The sequence below is a fragment of the Flavicella sp. IMCC45537 genome (assembly GCF_057197705.1).
Map to the genome: position 1 here is coordinate 3,469,731 of NZ_CM170067.1, position 19,170 is coordinate 3,488,900.

At 33.5% G+C, this 19,170-nt stretch carries 17 protein-coding genes; 10 read left to right on the forward strand and 7 right to left on the reverse strand.

Annotated elements, in window-relative coordinates; genetic code table 11:
* Positions 1 to 112: 112 nt before the first annotated feature.
* The 5 genes from secG to miaB form a co-directional block, all read right to left on the reverse strand.
* On the reverse strand, positions 113 to 460 hold the full coding sequence (gene secG, locus AC2DGP_RS14120; RefSeq protein ID WP_484490707.1) for a preprotein translocase subunit SecG: 348 nt from the start codon (positions 458 to 460) through the stop codon (positions 113 to 115).
* A gap of 2 nt (positions 461 to 462) precedes the next feature.
* The gene (locus tag AC2DGP_RS14125) at positions 463 to 1,155 is read right to left on the reverse strand and encodes a hypothetical protein (protein WP_484490708.1); all 693 of its coding nucleotides are present in this window, start codon (positions 1,153 to 1,155) and stop codon (positions 463 to 465) included.
* Between the two features lie 10 nt (positions 1,156 to 1,165).
* Complete coding sequence (locus AC2DGP_RS14130; RefSeq protein WP_484490709.1) at positions 1,166 to 1,669, reverse strand: LptE family protein; 504 nt, start codon at positions 1,667 to 1,669, stop codon at positions 1,166 to 1,168.
* A gap of 88 nt (positions 1,670 to 1,757) precedes the next feature.
* Positions 1,758 to 2,993 (reverse strand): sigma 54-interacting transcriptional regulator, encoded by a 1,236-nt coding sequence (locus tag AC2DGP_RS14135; protein WP_484490710.1) that lies wholly within the window; start codon positions 2,991 to 2,993, stop codon positions 1,758 to 1,760.
* A 15-nt stretch (positions 2,994 to 3,008) separates the two neighbouring features.
* Positions 3,009 to 4,469 (reverse strand): tRNA (N6-isopentenyl adenosine(37)-C2)-methylthiotransferase MiaB, encoded by a 1,461-nt coding sequence (miaB, locus tag AC2DGP_RS14140; RefSeq protein WP_484490711.1) that lies wholly within the window; start codon positions 4,467 to 4,469, stop codon positions 3,009 to 3,011.
* A gap of 249 nt (positions 4,470 to 4,718) precedes the next feature.
* Between miaB and topA the strand changes: the two genes are divergently transcribed.
* The 7 genes from topA (at position 4,719) to AC2DGP_RS14175 (ending at position 14,391) form a co-directional block, all read left to right on the forward strand.
* The gene (gene topA / locus AC2DGP_RS14145) at positions 4,719 to 7,250 is read left to right on the forward strand and encodes a type I DNA topoisomerase (protein ID WP_484490712.1); all 2,532 of its coding nucleotides are present in this window, start codon (positions 4,719 to 4,721) and stop codon (positions 7,248 to 7,250) included.
* Between the two features lie 87 nt (positions 7,251 to 7,337).
* Entirely contained in the window at positions 7,338 to 8,495 is a 1,158-nt protein-coding gene (locus tag AC2DGP_RS14150) for a formimidoylglutamase (protein ID WP_484490713.1), read from the forward strand.
* Between the two features lie 121 nt (positions 8,496 to 8,616).
* Positions 8,617 to 10,002: a T9SS ring complex lipoprotein PorK/GldK gene (porK, locus tag AC2DGP_RS14155; protein WP_484490714.1), complete on the forward strand. Its 1,386-nt coding sequence runs from the start codon at positions 8,617 to 8,619 to the stop codon at positions 10,000 to 10,002.
* Positions 10,003 to 10,049: 47 nt separating this feature from the next.
* Positions 10,050 to 10,682: a type IX secretion system motor protein PorL/GldL gene (gene porL, locus AC2DGP_RS14160; RefSeq protein WP_484490715.1), complete on the forward strand. Its 633-nt coding sequence runs from the start codon at positions 10,050 to 10,052 to the stop codon at positions 10,680 to 10,682.
* Positions 10,683 to 10,717: 35 nt separating this feature from the next.
* On the forward strand, positions 10,718 to 12,280 hold the full coding sequence (porM, locus tag AC2DGP_RS14165; RefSeq protein ID WP_484490716.1) for a type IX secretion system motor protein PorM/GldM: 1,563 nt from the start codon (positions 10,718 to 10,720) through the stop codon (positions 12,278 to 12,280).
* An 80-nt stretch (positions 12,281 to 12,360) separates the two neighbouring features.
* The gene (gene porN, locus AC2DGP_RS14170; protein WP_484490717.1) at positions 12,361 to 13,269 is read left to right on the forward strand and encodes a type IX secretion system ring subunit PorN/GldN; all 909 of its coding nucleotides are present in this window, start codon (positions 12,361 to 12,363) and stop codon (positions 13,267 to 13,269) included.
* Positions 13,270 to 13,344: 75 nt separating this feature from the next.
* Complete coding sequence (locus AC2DGP_RS14175) at positions 13,345 to 14,391, forward strand: NAD(P)/FAD-dependent oxidoreductase (RefSeq protein WP_484490718.1); 1,047 nt, start codon at positions 13,345 to 13,347, stop codon at positions 14,389 to 14,391.
* On the opposite strand, the gene AC2DGP_RS14180 is transcribed toward AC2DGP_RS14175, so the two are convergent.
* Positions 14,392 to 14,772 (reverse strand): DUF983 domain-containing protein, encoded by a 381-nt coding sequence (locus tag AC2DGP_RS14180; RefSeq protein ID WP_484490719.1) that lies wholly within the window; start codon positions 14,770 to 14,772, stop codon positions 14,392 to 14,394.
* Positions 14,773 to 14,974: 202 nt separating this feature from the next.
* Here AC2DGP_RS14180 and AC2DGP_RS14185 point away from each other — a divergent pair, with 202 nt between their 5' ends.
* The 3 genes from AC2DGP_RS14185 to AC2DGP_RS14195 are packed head-to-tail and all read left to right on the forward strand — an operon-like array spanning position 14,975 to position 18,638.
* On the forward strand, positions 14,975 to 16,894 hold the full coding sequence (locus AC2DGP_RS14185; protein ID WP_484490720.1) for an ABC-F family ATP-binding cassette domain-containing protein: 1,920 nt from the start codon (positions 14,975 to 14,977) through the stop codon (positions 16,892 to 16,894).
* Positions 16,895 to 16,905: 11 nt separating this feature from the next.
* Positions 16,906 to 17,841 (forward strand): 1-aminocyclopropane-1-carboxylate deaminase/D-cysteine desulfhydrase, encoded by a 936-nt coding sequence (locus tag AC2DGP_RS14190; protein ID WP_484490721.1) that lies wholly within the window; start codon positions 16,906 to 16,908, stop codon positions 17,839 to 17,841.
* Positions 17,842 to 17,843: 2 nt separating this feature from the next.
* Positions 17,844 to 18,638 (forward strand): glucosaminidase domain-containing protein, encoded by a 795-nt coding sequence (locus tag AC2DGP_RS14195; RefSeq protein WP_484490722.1) that lies wholly within the window; start codon positions 17,844 to 17,846, stop codon positions 18,636 to 18,638.
* 36 nt (positions 18,639 to 18,674) lie between these two features.
* Here AC2DGP_RS14195 and AC2DGP_RS14200 read toward each other — a convergent pair whose 3' ends face one another.
* Entirely contained in the window at positions 18,675 to 19,130 is a 456-nt protein-coding gene (locus AC2DGP_RS14200) for a hypothetical protein (protein WP_484490723.1), read from the reverse strand.
* Positions 19,131 to 19,170: the final 40 nt, after the last annotated feature.

Consider the following 19,170-nt stretch of genomic DNA (forward strand, 5'->3'; position numbering starts at 1 on the left):
TTGCCTTTTACATATCTAAAAATATGCCATTTGTATAAGTCTGACAATATGTAAAAAAAAATGCCAAGGTGTCATTTTCCTTGGCATTTTTGTGTCAACTTGTGTTGATGTTTTATTCAGCAGCTTCTTCCGTTTCTTCTACTTCTGGTAGAGAAGGAGCTTCATCTTCTGTGATTCTGTTATTCAGAGTTTCTTCAATTTGAGAATCTGTTGAGTTTGTGTTTTCTCTAGGAATAGCAAAGTTAGAAAGTAATATCATTGCCATTAAAGCTATTGCTAATGTCCAAGTACTTTTGTCTAAAAAGTTATTAGTACTTTGTACTCCTCCCATTGATTGAGATCCACCTGCTCCTCCGAAAGAAGAAGACAATCCACCTCCTTTAGGGTTTTGAACCATAATTATTAATACTAGCAATACTGCTACAACAAGGATAAGGATTAAAAACAATGTATATGTCATGCTTATTTATTTTTAAGGTGTTCTATTTTCTTGATTTGGTCTGCAAAGAAACCACTTTTTTCTGGATATTTCAAAATTAAAATATTATATGCTTTGATTGCATTGCTATATTTCTTTTGTTCTAGGTAAACTCTAGCTAAAGTCTCTGTCATTAATTCGTTTTCGTAATACGTGTTTGATGGGATAGAAGAGCTCTGTGTGTCTTTAGCGATAGGTTTGATAGTTGGGTTTAAGTCAATGAATTTATCTATTAAATCTTTGTTTTTATGTAAAGTACTATTCTTTTTAGGTTCCCTTATGATAGGTTTTTTGGTGGTAAGTTGTAACCATTGATTGAAAGAATGAGCTTCATTCTGATCAAATTCAAAAGGAGCACTGGCGCCCGTTTCTGTTTCAGGGATTTCTTCAGGTGTGTTCTCAATTGATTTGGTTTGTTCTTTTTGGTGTTGTTGCTCGTCAAATTGAAAACTACTTATATAATCGAAAAGCACACTTCTGTCAATGGTAACAGCAGCTGTGTTTTTAAGTGATTTATTGTATTTGTAATTATTTGTTTGTTTGTATGCTTTTAATAAAACAGCTTGTGCAGCCTGAAAATAGGGGTGTTTTTGAACAAGGGTTTCCAACTGCAAAATCTCTTCTTTACTAAAAGAAGTTGCGTTTTTTTGAATTGTTGAAAACGTTTGAATATCCATTTGTTATGTATTACCAGTTTGCTACAGAAGCATTAAAAATATCTTGGGTGATTCGTTCAAATATTTCATCTAAGGCTCCTTCTAATACAGATCCTGTTAACTGATCATTTGCATCAAAGTCGCTAAAGTGAGTAAAACTTTTTTCGAAATCTTTCTTTTCGTCTAGTTTGTTGTAGAAACGTACATTAATCACAATTGTAAGTCTACTTTGTGCAGCAGTTTGTTCTGCAGTTGCTGTCATCGGTGTAACACGGTAATTTGTAATTTCACCTTCGAAAAATAAATCACCACCTGACTTAACTAAACTCAGGTTTGTTTGTCTTAAAAATAAATCTTGTAAATCTTGAGTAAAACGCTGACTTAAACCAGGTTCAACCAAAGGTGCGTTGTTGGGAAAGTAATTAACTTGTAGCGTCTCTGCATTGCCAGTATCTCCTCCGGTAAATGAGTAAACACCACAGCTAATGATGCTTAGAAATAAAAGCGTGCAAAATATAATAGATTTAATTTTCATTTTTTTTCTTGATAATGATGAGTACAATGTTGCTGTTGACGAAAAAACAAATTAACAATTTAACAATGAGAGTTTCAACTAAACTTTCCTATAAATCATATTGTTTAATTTTTCTGTAAAGTGTTCGTTCAGAAATTCCTAGTTCTTTTGCTGCAAGTTTTCTTTTATTTTGGTTTTTCTCTAACGACTTTTTAATCATTTCTATTTCTTTTTCATGTAATGATAAAGACTCGTCCTCTTCAATGGTTTCAGCATATTCATAATTATTTGCAGGCGCCACAGGTTGTTGGATTTGAATTAATTCAATATTAGAGTCAGAATTGAATGTATCCTTGTCTTTGTTTAGTTGATCTAGAAGTTGTAAGTTTTCATTTGGCAACTCACCAATGTTTTTGTTATTGATTAAATCAAGGGTGAGTTTTTTTAATTCATTGAAGTCCTTACGAAGTTCGTATAACGCTTTGTATAACACATCTCTGTCTTCAGAAATGCTTTTACCTTCTTGAGATTCGTTTGAATTAATAATTACAGGTAGATTATTGTAGTTAGGAAGATATTGGATGAGTTTATCAGGGCCGATATTTCTACTTTCTTCAACAACAGATATTTGTTCTGCAATATTTCTTAATTGTCTTATGTTTCCAGGGAATCTATAGTTAATTAATAGATTCACAGCTTCTTCATTCAATCGAATGGTAGGCATTCTATATTTTTGTGCGAAATCCGAAGCAAATTTTCTAAATAACAAATGAATGTCGTTTTCTCGATCTCTTAGAGGAGGTAAGTTTAATTCAATGGTACTTAACCTATAGTATAGGTCTTCTCTAAACTTTCCTTTTTGAATAGCCTGTTGCATTTTCATGTTTGTTGCTGCAACAATCCTAACATCTGTTTTTTGAACTTGAGAAGAACCAACTTTTATAAATTCACCGTTTTCTAGTACACGTAGAAGTCTAACTTGAGTCGTCAATGGCAATTCACCAACTTCATCTAAAAAAATTGTACCACCATCAGCCACTTCAAAATATCCTTTTCTAGTAGAGGTCGCACCAGTAAAGGCTCCCTTTTCATGTCCGAAAAGTTCACTGTCGATGGTTCCTTCTGGAATAGCACCACAGTTTACAGCAATATAGTTGCAGTGTTTTCTATGCGAAAGTTGATGGATGATTTTAGGAATAGTTTCTTTACCAACACCACTTTCACCTGTCACCAAAACAGAGATGTCTGTTGGGGCAACTCGAATTGCTTTTTCTAGTGATCTGTTTAATTTGTCATCGTTTCCAATGATTTCAAAACGTTGTTTGATGGTAGTAAGTCCTTCCATTAATTTCTATGTTTTTTATTGAAAAGGGATTTCTTGAGCTTCACCTACCGAATGTCCGATAAGCGTTGCAGAAGTGCAATCTTCAATTTTTACTTGGATATAATCTCCAACTTTTTCATTTTTTTTAGGAAACACTGCAACATAATTTTGAGTGTTTCTAGCCATCCAATGTTCTGAAGATTTTTTAGAAGTTCCTTCAATAAGAACCTCTATAGTTTGCCCAACGTATTCTTGTGTTTTTTTGGAGCTCAATGCGCGTTGTACTGCAATTACTTCATTTAAACGACGTTTTTTTGTTTTGTCGTCAATATCGTCTTCAAATTTTTTAGCAGCTAAGGTTCCAGGTCTTTCTGAGTAAGAGTACATAAAACCATAGTCGTATTGCACATATTCCATCATGCTAATCGTATCTTGATGTTCTTCTTCTGTTTCCCCACAGAATCCGATAATCATATCTTGAGAGATGGCCACTCCAGGTATTATCTCTTTAATTTTATCAACTAGTTCCATGTATTCTTCTCTAGTATGTTGTCTGTTCATTCTTTTTAAAACAGAAGTACTTCCAGATTGAATAGGTAGGTGTATGTATCTACAAATATTAGGATGTTTTGCAATAACATGTAGAACTTCTAAATCCATGTCTTGAGGGTTGCTTGTGAAAAAGCGTATTCTTAAGGTTGGGAAGTTCGTGGCAACCAAATCTAGTAATTTGGCAAAACCTACGGCGGTTGCTTTTGCAATATCAGAAGCTTTGTCTAAGTCTTTTTTTAGCCCTCCTCCATACCAAAGGTAGCTGTCTACATTCTGACCTAATAAAGTAATTTCTCTATAGTTTTTATCTTTTAAGTTCTGGATTTCTTCAATGATACTTTTGGGATCTCTACTACGTTCTCTTCCTCTTGTAAAGGGAACAACGCAAAAGGTACACATGTTGTCACACCCTCGAGTGATAGATACAAAAGCAGATACCCCATTAGAGTTAAGTCGAACCGGTGAAACATCTCCATAAGTTTCGTCTTTAGATAATACTACATTTACAGCATCTCTTCCTTCGTTTACTTCTTCTAAAAGATTAGGTAAGTCTTTGTACGCATCAGGACCAACAACAAGATCAACAATTTTTTCTTCATCTAAAAATTTAGATTTTAATCTTTCAGCCATACAACCCAAAACCCCAACTTTCATATCAGGATTTATTTTTTTGATTGAATTGTATTTTTGAAGTCTTTTTCTGATAGTTTGTTCTGCTTTATCTCTAATAGAGCAAGTGTTGACCAACACCAAATCAGCGTCTTCAATATATTGAGTAGTATTAAAATCGTTTTCAGCTAGAATAGAGGCTACTATCTCACTATCGTTTAGGTTCATTTGACAACCATAACTTTCTATGTATAGCTTTTTTTTGTTTCCTTCTATTGCTTCAGTTAACAAAGGATGTCCTTGTTTATTAGCATCAATTATTTTTTCAGTCTCCATTCCTTTAGAAAATTTGGATTGCAAAGATACAATCAAAAATACGAATTCTGACATTTTGGCAGAGAAATAAACCGTTAAAAATACGTGAAGAATTAAAAAATATTTGAATTTAAATGGAACATAAATTTGAAATTTAAAAAATCTATCTACTTTTGCAGGAGGTAAGAGTATTGATTTCTGTTTGGCTATTGGTCGAAAACAAGGGGTATTTTTACAATTTTACGACAACGAATTATACAATTACGATATATGGCAAAGAATTTAGTAATAGTTGAGTCACCAGCAAAAGCCAAGACAATAGAGAAGTTTCTGGGGAAGGATTTTCAAGTAGAATCTAGTTTTGGGCATATTGCAGATTTACCTTCTAGTGAATTAGGAATTAATGTAGATGGAGATTTTCTGCCAAGTTATATTGTGTCAGATGATAAGAAAGCAGTTGTTAAAAAGTTGAAAACTTTATCAAAAAAAGCAGATACGGTTTGGCTAGCAAGTGATGAGGATCGCGAGGGAGAAGCAATTGCATGGCATTTACAAGAACAGCTAAAATTAAATTCTGATAATACAAAACGTATTGTTTTTCATGAGATTACCAAAAAAGCTATATTAAAAGCTGTTGATAACCCAAGAGATATCAATTATGATATGGTGAATGCTCAACAAGCAAGGCGCGTTTTGGATCGTTTGGTTGGTTATGAGCTATCTCCTGTACTTTGGAGAAAGGTAAAAGGAGGCTTGTCTGCTGGTAGAGTTCAGTCAGTTGCTGTAAGATTAATTGTAGAAAGAGAAAGAAGTATTAGAGAATTTAAGACTACTGCGCATTATAAAGTGGTGGCTGAATTTTTAAATAGTAATGGTAAGAAATTCAAGGCAACCATACCAAAAAGTTTTGATTCAAGGGAAAGTGCAGAAGAATTTTTAAAATCGGCTTCCGATGCAGATTTTTCTATTGCTGATCTACAAAAGAAACCAGCAAAAAAATCTCCTGCTCCTCCGTTTACAACTTCAACATTGCAGCAAGAGGCTTCAAGGAAATTGGGGTATTCAGTTGCTAGAACAATGCAAGTTGCCCAACGTTTGTATGAAGCCGGTTTGATAACCTACATGAGAACGGATAGCTTGAATTTATCTGACGATGCAAGAAAAGAAGCAGAGGAAGAAATTACAAATTATTACGGGCCAGAGTATAGTAATCCAAGGGTTTTTAAAACGAAATCTAAGGGAGCACAAGAAGCGCACGAGGCGATTCGTCCTACAGATATGAAACGTCATACGGTGAATGTTGAAAACGACCAAGATCGTTTGTATGATTTAATATGGAAAAGAACGTTGGCTTCTCAAATGAGTGATGCTCAGTTGGAAAGAACGAATGTTAAAATTGAAAATAATAAAAATGAGAAAATCTTTTCTGCGAATGGAGAGATGATCAAATTTGAAGGGTTTTTAAAAGTATATTTAGAAGGAACGGATAATGAAGAAGAAGAGCAAGCAGGAATGCTTCCTCAATTAGCAAAAGGAGAGGCTTTAGATTATAATTTCATTACAGCAACTCAAAGGTTTACAAGTCCACCTTATAGATTTACTGAGGCTTCTTTGGTAAAACAATTAGAAGAGTTAGGAATAGGTAGACCGTCTACCTATGCGCCTACAATCTCTACGGTTCAGAGAAGAGGATATATAGTAAAAGGGGAGCTTGAAGGTACAGAAAGGGAATATGAACAATTTACCTTAAAAGCTGGTAAAGTTTCAAATAAGAATTTAACTGAAAAAGTTGGTTCCGATAAAGGAAAATTAGTTCCAACAGATATTGGAAATATTGTAAATGACTTTTTAGTAGCTAATTTTTCAAACATCTTAGATTTTGGGTTTACTGCGAAAGTAGAGGCTGATTTTGATGATATTTCTGAAGGAACTCAGGATTGGACGGCTATGATAAAAGAATTTTATCAAACTTTTCATCCAACCGTAAAAGATGTTTCTGAGAATGCTGAGAGAGAAAGTGGTGAAAGAATTTTAGGTAAACACCCTGAAACCGGAAGGACGATTTTAGTGCGTTTAGGGAAATTTGGTCCAATGGCTCAAATTGGAGATCCAGAGGATGAAGAAAAGTTGTTTGCTTCTTTATTAAAAGAACAAACTTTAGGAACAATTACCTTAGAGGAAGCGTTGGAGTTGTTTTTGTTGCCTAAAAATTTAGGTGTTTATGAAGGAGACGATGTTGTTGTTTCCAATGGAAGATTTGGACCTTATATTAAATTTGGAACGATGTATGTTTCGTTAGATAGAGGTGAAGATCCGATGTCTGTTGATATGGCTAGAGCAACTGAACTTATTGTGGCAAAACAAAAAGCAGATGCACCAATCGCTGAATATGAAAATTTACCTGTACAGAAAGGGGTAGGGAGATTTGGTCCTTTTATCAAATGGAATAGTATTTTTATCAATGTTAATAAGAAATACGATTATGATAATTTAAGTTATGATGATATCGTAGAGTTGATTGAAGATAAAAAACGAAAAGAGATTGAAAAAGTTATTCATAATTGGGAGGAAGAAGGTATTCGTCTTGAAAAAGCAAGATGGGGACGTTTCAATGTCATCCAAGGAAAACTAAAAATTGAACTGCCAAAAACTACGGATGCTAAAAACATGACGTTAGAGGAGGTGCAGGCAATTATAGAAGCTAAAAAACCAAAGAAAAAAACTAGAAAAGCTCCTGCTAAAAAAGCAACTGCAAAAAAGAAAACTGTAGCCAAGAAAAAGCCAGCAGCAAAAAAGAAATAGTAACTGTAGTTGCATTTTTTATTTTGAATTTATTTTATATTTTTGAGACGCTTGGTGGATGAAGTGTACCAAGTACAATTTTTTTTAATGATCTTAGATTTTTTATTACCCCTTGAAGAACTTTTTATAGATGAGATTTTAGAGTATTCTGAAACCTCATTGTCTCGTTTTGTTAAAATTCATAACAAAGAGCAGGGGATGCCGGAACTCGAAAATGTTTCGATTGCCATTATTGGTGTTCAAGATGGTAGAGGAGCTGTTAATAATGATACCACTGGGTATGGAGTAGATGCCATAAGAAAGTATTTTTATAAATTATATCCTGGCAACTGGTCTCAAAAAATTGTTGATTTAGGAAATATTCCCCAAGGAGCTTCAGTTCAAGATACTTATTTTGCTTTGAAAGAGGTTGTTGCTTTTTTAGTGAAAAAGAATATTGTTCCATTGATTTTAGGTGGAGGTCAAGATTTGACTTATGCAAATTACAGGGCTTATGATACATTGGAACAACTTGTAAATATTGTTTCTGTAGATTCAAAATTTGATCTTGGAGCCATAGATTCTCCTTTGAACTCAAATTCTTTTTTAAGTAAAATTGTGATGGAAGAGCCCGCAAATTTATTTAACTATAGTAATGTTGGTTATCAAACTTTTTTTAATTCTCAAGATGAAATAGATTTGTTAGAAAGTTTGTCTTTTGATGCATATCGTTTAGGAGAAGCGAAGGATTTAAAGATTGTTGAGCCCATAATGCGAGATGCTGATATTGTGAGCATTGATCTTGGTGCTGTACGTATGAGTGAAGCGCCAGCAAATGGAAATGCAACCCCGAATGGTTTTTATGGAGATGAAATATGTGCTATTTCTAGATATGCTGGGATCAGCGACAAAGTAACCTCATTTGGGATATATGAATTTAATAACCGTTTAGATTTACAAGGACAGACGGCTCATTTAGTAGCGCAAATGATGTGGTATTTTATAGAAGGTTATAGCTTTAGAGCTAAGGATTATCCTTACTGTACCAAAGAAAAATATGTAAAGTATATTGTTCCGCATGAGGATGAGAATATGGTTTTTTATAAAAGTCATAAAAGTGGAAGATGGTGGTTGGAAATTCATTCTATGAATGACAATAAATACAAACGACATGCGTTAATACCGTGTACGCACGACGATTATATTGATGCCACGTCGCAAAAAGTGCCTGAGAGATGGTACAAAGCGTTGAAAAAAATAAATTAATAATTCTGCGTTAACTTATAGTGAAAAGTGCCAAAAAGTCTTGGTTTATGCTTTTTATTCATTGCTTTTGATAAAAAAAAATGATAGGTTTACGCTCAATTACGAAAGACAAGAAGTAAATATGAAAAATATAGCAGTTTATATAGCCTTAATTTTAGTGATATATAGTTGTGGTTCTAACGATAGAGGAGAGGTTGTAGGAAAGTCTTCCGGTAAGAAAATTTACTCTGAAAGACCATTTGGTATGGTCTTGGTTCCTGGAGGAGCTTTTACAATGGGTAGAGAGGATGAAGATCCTTTTGGAGGAATTGGAACAGCGCCTAGAACTGTTACGGTACAGCATTTTTATATGGATGAGTCTGAAGTGACGAATAGTGAATATGGTCAGTTCGTAGAATGGGTTCGTGATTCTATTGTGAGAACAGAATTGGCACTTACGGCAGATGAGCGATCTTATCTATTAGATGCAGATAGTGAAGGCGGGGAAGATGGTATTTTTCGTTACAGCTTTAAAGAAGTAGATACAACGGATGCCAATCAGTATGAGAAATACATGATTGATAATTATGGAGGTTTAGGAGATGTGAATTCTTTAACAGAGGGTAGAGCATTGAACTGGAGAATTCCAATTATTTGGGATAAAAATGAATATCCAGATGCTGCTTATTCAGAGGTTATGGATTCCATGTATTTACCTTTAGAAGATTCTTTTGAAGGAGAGAGAATTTTGAATGTTAAAAAATTAAAATATACTTATTCTTGGTTTAATAAAGAAGGAGCTGCAAAAAGTACCACCGGATCTAGAAAGGATTTTATCATTCACGAAGATGTTTCGGTTTACCCTGATACTACTGTTTGGGTAAAAGATTTTAGTTATTCCTACAATGACCCGATTCACGAAGAATATTTTTGGCATGCAGCCTACCAAGAATATCCTGTGGTAGGGGTGAATTGGTATCAAGCAAAAGCTTATTGTAACTGGAAGACGAAAAAGAAAAATGATTATCTGAGATCTAGAAAAACTCCGATTAGAGTTCCTAATTTTAGATTGCCTACTGAAGCAGAATGGGAGTTTGCCGCTAGAGGTGGAATTGACCACGGAACATACCCATGGGGTGGACCGTACACAACGGATGATAGAGGGATCTTTTTAGCAAACTTTAAGCCTGTTCGTGGTAATTATGCAATTGATGGCGCGTTGTATACCGTAGAAGCATATTCTTATGCACCAAACGGGTATGGACTTTATAATATGGCAGGGAATGTTGCTGAATGGACAAGTACTTCTTATAACCAAGGTTCTTACAGAACAGGTTCAAGTATCAACGCAAATATTGAAGATAAAGAAAACAAAAGAAAAGTTATTCGTGGAGGTTCTTGGAAAGATATAGCTTATTTCTTACAAGTTTCAACTAGAGATTATGAATATGCAGATTCATTGAAAAGTTATATTGGATTTAGAACAGTTCAAGATTTCTTGGGGATTTCTAAAAAAACAAAAAAGTAAAAACACAAATAATAATAATTAACCAACCCCTAATAAAAATTTAAATTATGGCACAATCAGTAAAAAGCAAGAAAATTTTAAACATGGTATACGGACTTGGAGCATCTGTCGTTTTGATAGGAGCCTTGTTCAAAATATTACACTTTAGCATGGGACCACTAACAGGTGGAGTTATGTTAACAGTTGGTCTTTTAACAGAGGCGTTTATATTTGCTTATTCTGCCTTTTTTGAACCGATAGAAGAAGATTTGGATTGGACCCAAGTATATCCTGAGTTAGTAGGAGGTACTGCAAAAAAGAAGGATCCTAATGCAAAAGGTATTATGGCTGATAAATTAGATGAAATGTTACGTCAATCTAATTTGGATGCAGAATTAGTAGGAAGTTTAGCAGAAAGTATTAAAAACTTTAAAGGAGCTGCAGATAGTATTAATTCTTCAGTAGATACGGTTGCAAATACACATAAATACAATGAGGAGATGGCAGTTGCTGCTGTACATCTTGAATCTTTAAACAGTTTGTATAAAGTTCAGTCAGAGAACAGTGAGCGTCAAGCATTCTTAAATGAGTCTATGTTGAAACATTCTGAAAAATTAGAATCTCAAATGGAAGTATTAGCGAATAACTTGTCTTCTTTGAATTCAGTATACGGTGGAATGTTATCTGCAATGAATAAATAATTAATAACCTTAAAAATTAACAAAGCTTATTAATTATGGCAGGAGGAAAACAATCAGCTAGGCAGAAGATGATCAATCTTATGTACCTTGTATTTATTGCGATGTTGGCATTGAATATGGGTAAAAAGGTATTGTCATCTTTTGGATACTTAAATGAAAAAATAGAATCTTCAAATCAAACCGCAGCAAATGATATTGCAGCAGTTTTAGAAGATTTAGGAACAAAAGCATCTGAGCAACCAGAAAAATATGGTGACTTAAATGATAAGGCGGTTCAAGTGAATAGAATTTCGAATGACTTTTACAACTATTTAGGAGCGGTAAAAGATTCTTTATTAGCGACTATTGACCCTGAGCTTCACAAAGATTATGAATCGTTAGATTCTGAAACAGCAGGAGATGAATTTTTCTTTGCTGGTGAGACTAAACTTACAGAAAATGGAGAGTTGTTTGTAGCAAGTATCAATCAATATAGAGACGATATCATTGCTGCGTTGGGAGAAAATATCAAACCAGATGTACTAGATCACTTAAAGAAACGTTTTGATACTAGTGAGCAACCTTTAAAAGATAGTGAAAGAACACAACCGTGGATTAGAAATAGATATGAAGGTTTCCCATTAGTGGCTACTTTGACAAATATTTCTGTAATTCAGGCTGATGCTAGAACTTCTGAAAAAGAGATTTACAATTCTTTATTAGGAAAGCAGTTATCTGCAGATGCTAGTATTAGTGAGAAAACGTATAAGGCAATTGTTATATCTGAAAAACCAGCTTATTTTCCTGGTGAGGAATTTAGTGGAACCGTGGTTTTAGGAAAGTATGATGCAAGTTTGAAGCCAGAAAGGTTAACAATCAATGGAAAGAACTATTCAGAGAGAGACGAGAAAGGGGCTGCTGTTGTTAAGTTTAAAACAGGTAAAGTTGGTGAAAATGATATCATCGGTGAATTTGTTTTTCAGCAAGATGGAAAGCCAGTTAAAATTTCTGTAAAGTCTAATTATCTTGTAGTACCAAAACCTAATGGAGCGGTAGTATCTGCTGATAAAATGAATGTGGTATATAGAGGGGTTCAAAATCCAATTACCATTTCTATGCCGGGTATTTCTGATAACAATGTTAGAGCGAGCGCTACGGGATTAAAAAGAGTAAAAGGAACAAAATATAATTTATTCCCAGGAAAAGGAAAAGAAGTTACCATCAATGTTTCTGGAACTACAAATGACGGTGAAAAAATTTCGTCACCACCTGTAAAGTTTAGAATTAAGGATATTCCGCCGCCGGCAGCTACTATTAGAAAGCAATGGGGGTCAATAAAAATGCCTAAATCAAGTTTAGCAAAAGCGACAATTGATGCAGCGTTAATTGATTTTGATTTTGATTTGAAATTGAAAGTTTCTTCTTTTAAAATTAAAATCCCGGGTCAGTCTACAGTATTGGTCAATGGTACTCGTTTAGATGCAAGAGCTCAAAAAGCTTTGATGAAAGCTAAAAGAGGTGATGTAGTTAGTATTTTTGATGTGAAAGCTGCAATTATTGGAAATTCTTCTTATAGATTGAAAGGTGTATTGCCTTTAAGTGTAGTAATCTCTAACTAATCATTAGTTAAGAGATTTAATAGAAGTATTGTTTAAAAATACATATATAGTATTTTTGTAAGAGGATTAAAATTATGAGAATGATGAGTTTGAAAAGTTATGTACTATTTAGTTTAGTTGCATTGTTGAGTATATCAGCAAATGCGCAAGCTGATTTTAATGTACTGAATGCACAAACGCCAGATGAAATAGGGCAAGTGCCAGAGCAGTATCAGGAAGCTTCTAAGGATAGTCCAATACCTTACGGATATGTTAATGAACGTGATATTCTTTGGTCGAAAATAATATGGGAAGAAATAGATTTGAATGAGCGTATGAATATGCCTTTATACTACCCTATAGATTCAGCCAATGTGAATAGTAGCAGGAAATCTTTGTTTTACACGCTTTTAAAAGGAATTAAAACGGGAAAAATTAAGGAAGTTTATGACGATTCGTTTTTTAAATCTAAACTTACGGAGAAAGATATCAATCAAAAATTAACGAGAGTAGATACTTCAGATTATGCTTATGAGTTGATCAATGAAGGAGAAACTAATATTTCAGACTTTGTAGATGAGGTTTCAATAAAATCAGAAGATATTGCCGGTTATAAAATAAAAGGTATTTGGTACTTTGATAAAAGACATGGTGAGTTGAAGTATCGACTTTTAGCGATAGCTCCTTTGGCGCCAGATGTTCAATTATTAGGTAGAGATGATATTGTTGATGATGAAACGTTACCGTTATTTTGGATATTTTATCCTGATGCTAGAGAAGTGTTGCACAACGCATATGCTTTTAATAATGTAAATCATAGGTCTCCAATCTCCTTTGATGATTTGTTGAATTCAAGAAGATTTACTTCTGTGATTTTGCGAGAAGAAAACTTGTATGGTAATAGAGCAATTGCAGATTATATTCAAGGAAATGCTTTGTATCAAATTATGGAATCTGAGCGTATTCGTGAACAAATTAGAAATAAGGAATTGGATATGTGGAATTATTAATTCTACCAATTTGTAAATAATAAAAAGCTCTTGTATGTAATTTCCATCCAAGAGTTTTTTTTTAATTAGAGTTTTATGAAAGTGGATTGTGTGATTGTTGGATTTGGATTGGCAGGGATGGCTTTTGCTAAAGAATTAGAAGAAAATGGTAAATCATTTGTTGTCTTTGAAGATGATTCTCAAACTTCTTCAAATGTAGCAGGTGGGGTGTATAACCCTGTTATTTTAAAGCGTTTCACTCCTGTTTGGCAGGGACAAGAACAATTGGATATAGCTTTGCCTTTTTATTCAGAAATAGAAAATAAATTGGGTGGAGTTTATGACTATAAGTTTTCTACCTATCGCGTATTTAAATCTATAGAAGAACAAAATAATTGGTTTTCAGCATCTGATAAACCCTTGTTAGCCCCTTATATGGATACTGAGATTGTTCGTAAAGATTATCAAGGAATTATTTCCGAAAATGGTTTTGGAAGGTTATTTCATACAGGAAGAATAGATACTAAAAAGTTGTTGTCAGATTACAAACAGTATTTACACTCCTCAGAAAGTATTCGATATGAAAGTTTTGATTATGCTCAATTGGAGTTGCAGGAAAATGGTGTAAAGTATAATGGCATTCAAGCTTCTTATATTATTTTTAGTGAGGGATACGGAATGCATAAGAATCCATTTTTTTCAGAGTTGCCAATGAATGAGGCAAAAGGAGAATTATTGACCATTCATGCTCCAGAGTTAAAGGCAGACTTTTTAATTAAAGCGGCTGTGTTTGTATTGCCCTTAGGGAAAGGTATGTTTAAGGTAGGAGCAACTTTTAATTGGAAAGATAAAACCTTAAAGGCTACAGAAGAGGGGAAAAAAGAGTTGTTAGAAAAACTAGACACCTTTATTAATGTACCTTATAAAGTGGTGGAACATTCAGCAGGGATTAGACCTACTGTAAAGGATAGGAGACCGTTAGTAGGAGTGCATTCTGATTATAAATCCTTATGTATTTTAAATGGACTTGGTACTAGAGGGGTTATGATCGCTCCCAAAGTTGCTAAGGAACTTTATTTACATTTATATGAGGGAGCAGAATTAGATCCCGAATCGAATATCAATAGATTTATCAAAAAATAATTATTTCTTTTTGTCTTTGTAGGCAACAAATATGTTGATCCAAATAATTCTTGAAAGTCTTAGGCTATAGGGAGTAGAACCTATAAGAATTAGAATTATTGCTAAAAAAGATTCTAATAATTCAAAATTGAAAATTAGGTTCGTTATCAAAAATGTAAGGATAGAAATTCCAACTGATAAAGTATAGGCTACGTACATGGCTCCATAAAAAAACGATGGTTCCATCATATACTTTAAGTTGCAGTTGGGGCAATTGTCATGGATTTTAGTTACATCCTTTAATTTAAAGCCACCTTTCTCTGTAAAAAAATCGCCTTCATGACATTTAGGACATTTAAATTTTAAAATGCTATATAACTTGCTGCCTTTTTTTAAAAACATAATATTATTCTTAGGAAATCATAGGAATTAAGATCACTATGATGATGAAATAATCATTTGGTAAAGGTACAAAGTAAATAGCGTAAGCCCTATAATCCTTTGTTAAATAGCTTGGAAACAAACAAAAATTCTATTCTTAAATCGTAAAATTTGTGATAGATTTGCAAAATTCCATTAATATTCTAAAAACACTTATTTATAGATGCTTAACGTTCATAATTTAACCGTTTCTTTTGGAGGGACGGATCTTTTTTCAGAAATCACTTTCAAACTTAATAAAGGGGATAGAGTTGGTTTGATTGGGAAAAATGGAGCTGGGAAATCTACCTTATTAAAAGTTCTTTCTAAAGATATAGAAAGTAGTGGAGGTACCATGGCTTTTGAAAAAGATGTGCAAATGGGGTTTTTGAGACAGGATATTGATTTTGTTGAAGGAAGAACAATCTTGGAAGAGGCCTATCAAGCTTTTGAAGAAATTAAAGAAATAGAGTTAAAGCTCGATAAAATTAACAACGAGCTGGCGACAAGAACGGATTATGAAAGCGAATCGTACAACCAATTGATTCATGATCTTACTGATTTAACTGAGCGCTATGAGTTATTAGGAGGATACAATTATAAGGGAGATACGGAAAAAATATTACAAGGGTTAGGATTTAAAAGAGAGGATTTTGATAAACTAACGGATACTTTTTCTGGTGGGTGGAGAATGCGTATTGAATTGGCAAAGCTATTACTCCAAAATAATGATATTTTGCTATTAGATGAACCTACGAACCATTTAGATATTGAATCTATCATTTGGCTAGAAAACTTTTTAAAGGGGTATTCAGGTGCGATTGTTTTGGTTTCGCATGATAAAATGTTTTTAGATAATGTTACCAATAGAACCATTGAAATTTCTTTGGGGCAGATATATGATTATAAAAAATCATATTCTGAGTTTTTGTTGTTAAGAGGTGAAATCAAAGAAAAACAGTTGCAAGCGCAAAAGAATCAAGAGAAAGAAATCAAAGCGAAGCAACAGTTAATAGATAAATTTAGAGCTAAAGCAAATAAGGCATCTATGGCTCAGTCGCTTATCAAGCAATTGGACAAGGTAGAAAGAATTGAAGTTGATGCCGATGATAACGCAACCATGAATATAAAATTTGCCGTTTCTAAGGAACCAGGTAAAATTGTAGTGGAAGCGGAAAATATGTCTAAAAGTTATGGAGATAAACATGTACTTGAAGATGTAAATTTATTGATAGAACGTAACAGTAGGATTGCTTTTGTTGGTCAGAATGGTCAAGGAAAATCAACTTTGGCAAAAATGATGGTTGGAGACATTCCATTTGAAGGTCATTTAAAGTTAGGGCATAATGTTGAGATTGGTTATTTTGCTCAGAATCAATCAGAGCACCTTCCTCCTGAAGAAACGGTTTTAGAAATTATGCAAAACGCAGCCACTGATTCTAATAGGGCAAGAGTAAGAGATATGCTTGGAGCATTTTTATTTGGTGGGGACGCTGTTGAGAAAAAAGCGAAAGTATTATCAGGAGGTGAAAGAAATAGATTGGCGCTATGTAAATTACTATTGTCACCATTCAATGTATTAATCATGGATGAGCCAACCAATCACTTGGACATTCAATCTAAAAATGTATTGAAAGCAGCGCTGCAAAAATATGCCGGTACTTTAATTATTGTATCGCATGATAGAGATTTTTTACAGGGCTTAACAGATTCTGTTTATGGTTTTAAAGATAAAGTAATCAAAGAATATTTAGGAGATATTGATTACTTCCTGGATCAGCATAAATTAGAAAACTTACGAGAGGCGGAAAAAAGAACCGTTGTTGTTGAAAAAAAAGTTTCTAAAAAAGAAGATTATAAATTAAGCAGACAAGAAGAGAAAGAATTAAAGCAATTGAAAAATAAACTTAGTAAAGCCGAAAGAGCTATTTCTGATGTTGAAAAGGAAATTTTGGACATGGATGCTAAGTTGGCTGAGGATTATGAAAAGACAGCAGCTGATCCTGCGTTTTTTGAAAACTATCAAGCTAAAAAAGACTCTTTGGATGGTTTAATGGAGGCTTGGGCAGAGTTGGATGAAAAAGTAAATAGCTTTTCTTCATAAAAATTATTGCATTGCGGCCTGTCACTAGCAACATAGAAGAGATTATTTTACCAGAATTAGAAGCTAAAAAAGTACAGCTTTATATAAAACGGGAAGATGCCATTCATCGTGTTATTTCTGGAAATAAATACCGTAAATTATTATACAATATTAATTTTGCTAAAGAAAACGGCTTTACAGAGTTGTTAACTTTTGGAGGTGCGTATTCCAATCACATATTGGCTACAGCTGGGGCGGGCTTTGAGTTTGGATTTAAAACAATTGGGGTTATTAGAGGAGAGGAATTAGGTGTAGATATTGATAAAACATTATTAACCAATGAAACTCTTAGACGTTCAAAGGAGGATTATGGAATGGAGTTTGAATTTATTTCTAGGTCTGATTATAGAGAAAAAGCAAATCATAGTTTTTTACAAAAACTAAAAGAAAAACACCCTAATGCCTATATATTACCTGAAGGCGGAACCAATGATTTGGCGGTCCAGGGATGTGAAGAAATTTTAGATAAATCTACTGAGATATTTGATTTTATTTGCTGTGCTGTTGGAACCGGTGGTACCATTTCTGGTATTATCAATGGTTCTGAAAAAAATCAACAAATTTTTGGGTTTCCTGCATTGAAAGGAAATTTTTTGGAAAAAGAGATCAAAAATAATCAGGTACGTACATCGAATTGGAGTTTAGTGTCTGATTATCATTTTGGAGGCTATGCTAAAATAAATGAAGAATTAGTTACCTTTAACAATAATTTTTTCAAGGCCACTAACGTTCTGTTAGATCCAGTTTATACTGGTAAAATGTTTTATGGAATTTTGGATATGGTAAAGAAGGATAAATTTAATCAAGGTTCTAAAATTTTGGCCATTCATACCGGTGGTTTACAAGGGATAAAAGGTATGAATAACGTCTTGGCAAAAAGAAAGTTGCCCTTGTTAATTGAAAAATAGATATGAAATATACTTTAACATTGATTGCTTGTTCCATCTTTATGATTGGTTGTGGTTCGAGCAAAAAAACTACAGTTCAGAAATCAAGCCCTAAACCTGTTTTAAAAGTTGTTGAGACGGATGATAAGGCAGTGAACAAAGAAGTTGTAAAATTAGAGAAAAGACAATCTAGTTTGGATACTAGAACGATTGCTTATATAAGCCATTACGCACCTGTTGCAATGGAGGAGATGAAAAAACACAAAATACCAGCAAGTATTACCTTAGCACAGGGTATTTTAGAGTCGGGTAACGGAGTGAGTAATTTGGCTTTAAAATCAAACAATCATTTTGGAGTGAAATGTCATGACAGGTGGCATGGAGAGTCAGTAAGGCATGATGATGACGAAAAGCAAGAGTGTTTTAGGAAATATAAAAAAGTGGAAAGTTCTTACAGAGATCATTCTTTGTTTTTGACAAGTAGGTCGAGGTATGACTTTTTGTTTGATCTTAAAATAGATGATTATAAAGGGTGGGCTAAAGGATTGAAAAAAGCAGGTTATGCAACCGATAAGAAATATCCAGATAAATTAATTCGTATTGTTGAAACATATGATTTAGATCATTATGATAAACTTGTGCTGAATAAAAAAATAAAAGATTCAAATAAGAGATATGGGAAAGCATATCGGGTAAGAAAAGGAGATACTCTTTATGGAATAGCGAAAAGGTATAGAATGACTGTTGAGGAAATTAAGAAGCTAAATGGGCTTACCTCAAATGACATCGCAATAAATCAAGTTTTAAAACTTGAATAAAAAAATCCCAGTAAGTAAATACTGGGATTTTTTTTATTATGAGTTCGCTGGTTTTCCTTTGTGACCTCCTTTTTGTCTGCCTTTTTGACTAGCATGCTCTTTGTGCATATGTGCTTGAATTTTTTTCCAAGATTCATATTGTTCTTTATCAAGTACTTTTTTTACTCTTGCTTGAAAAGAAATCTGTTGATCCATCTTTTCTATCATTTTGGCATAAAGCTCATCGCTAGATAGATTTGGTTTTTGGTCGCCATTTGCTTTTCTTTCATCCATTGCATTTTGCTTATTGGTTGTGGCAACTAAAATTAAAGGATACATTTTTTCTTGTTGTGATTCGGATAAATCTAAAGCGATTGTTAATTTTTTTACAGCAATGGTAGTTTGCTGCTCTACTGTAAATTCAGGCTTTTGATGTTGTTTATGTTTTTTCTGAGCTGTTGAGTTGTAAACAAATCCGATAATGATAACGAGTGTTAAAATGCTTTTTTTCATGATATAATGTTTTAAAGTTTAATTTTTAGACTCAAACATT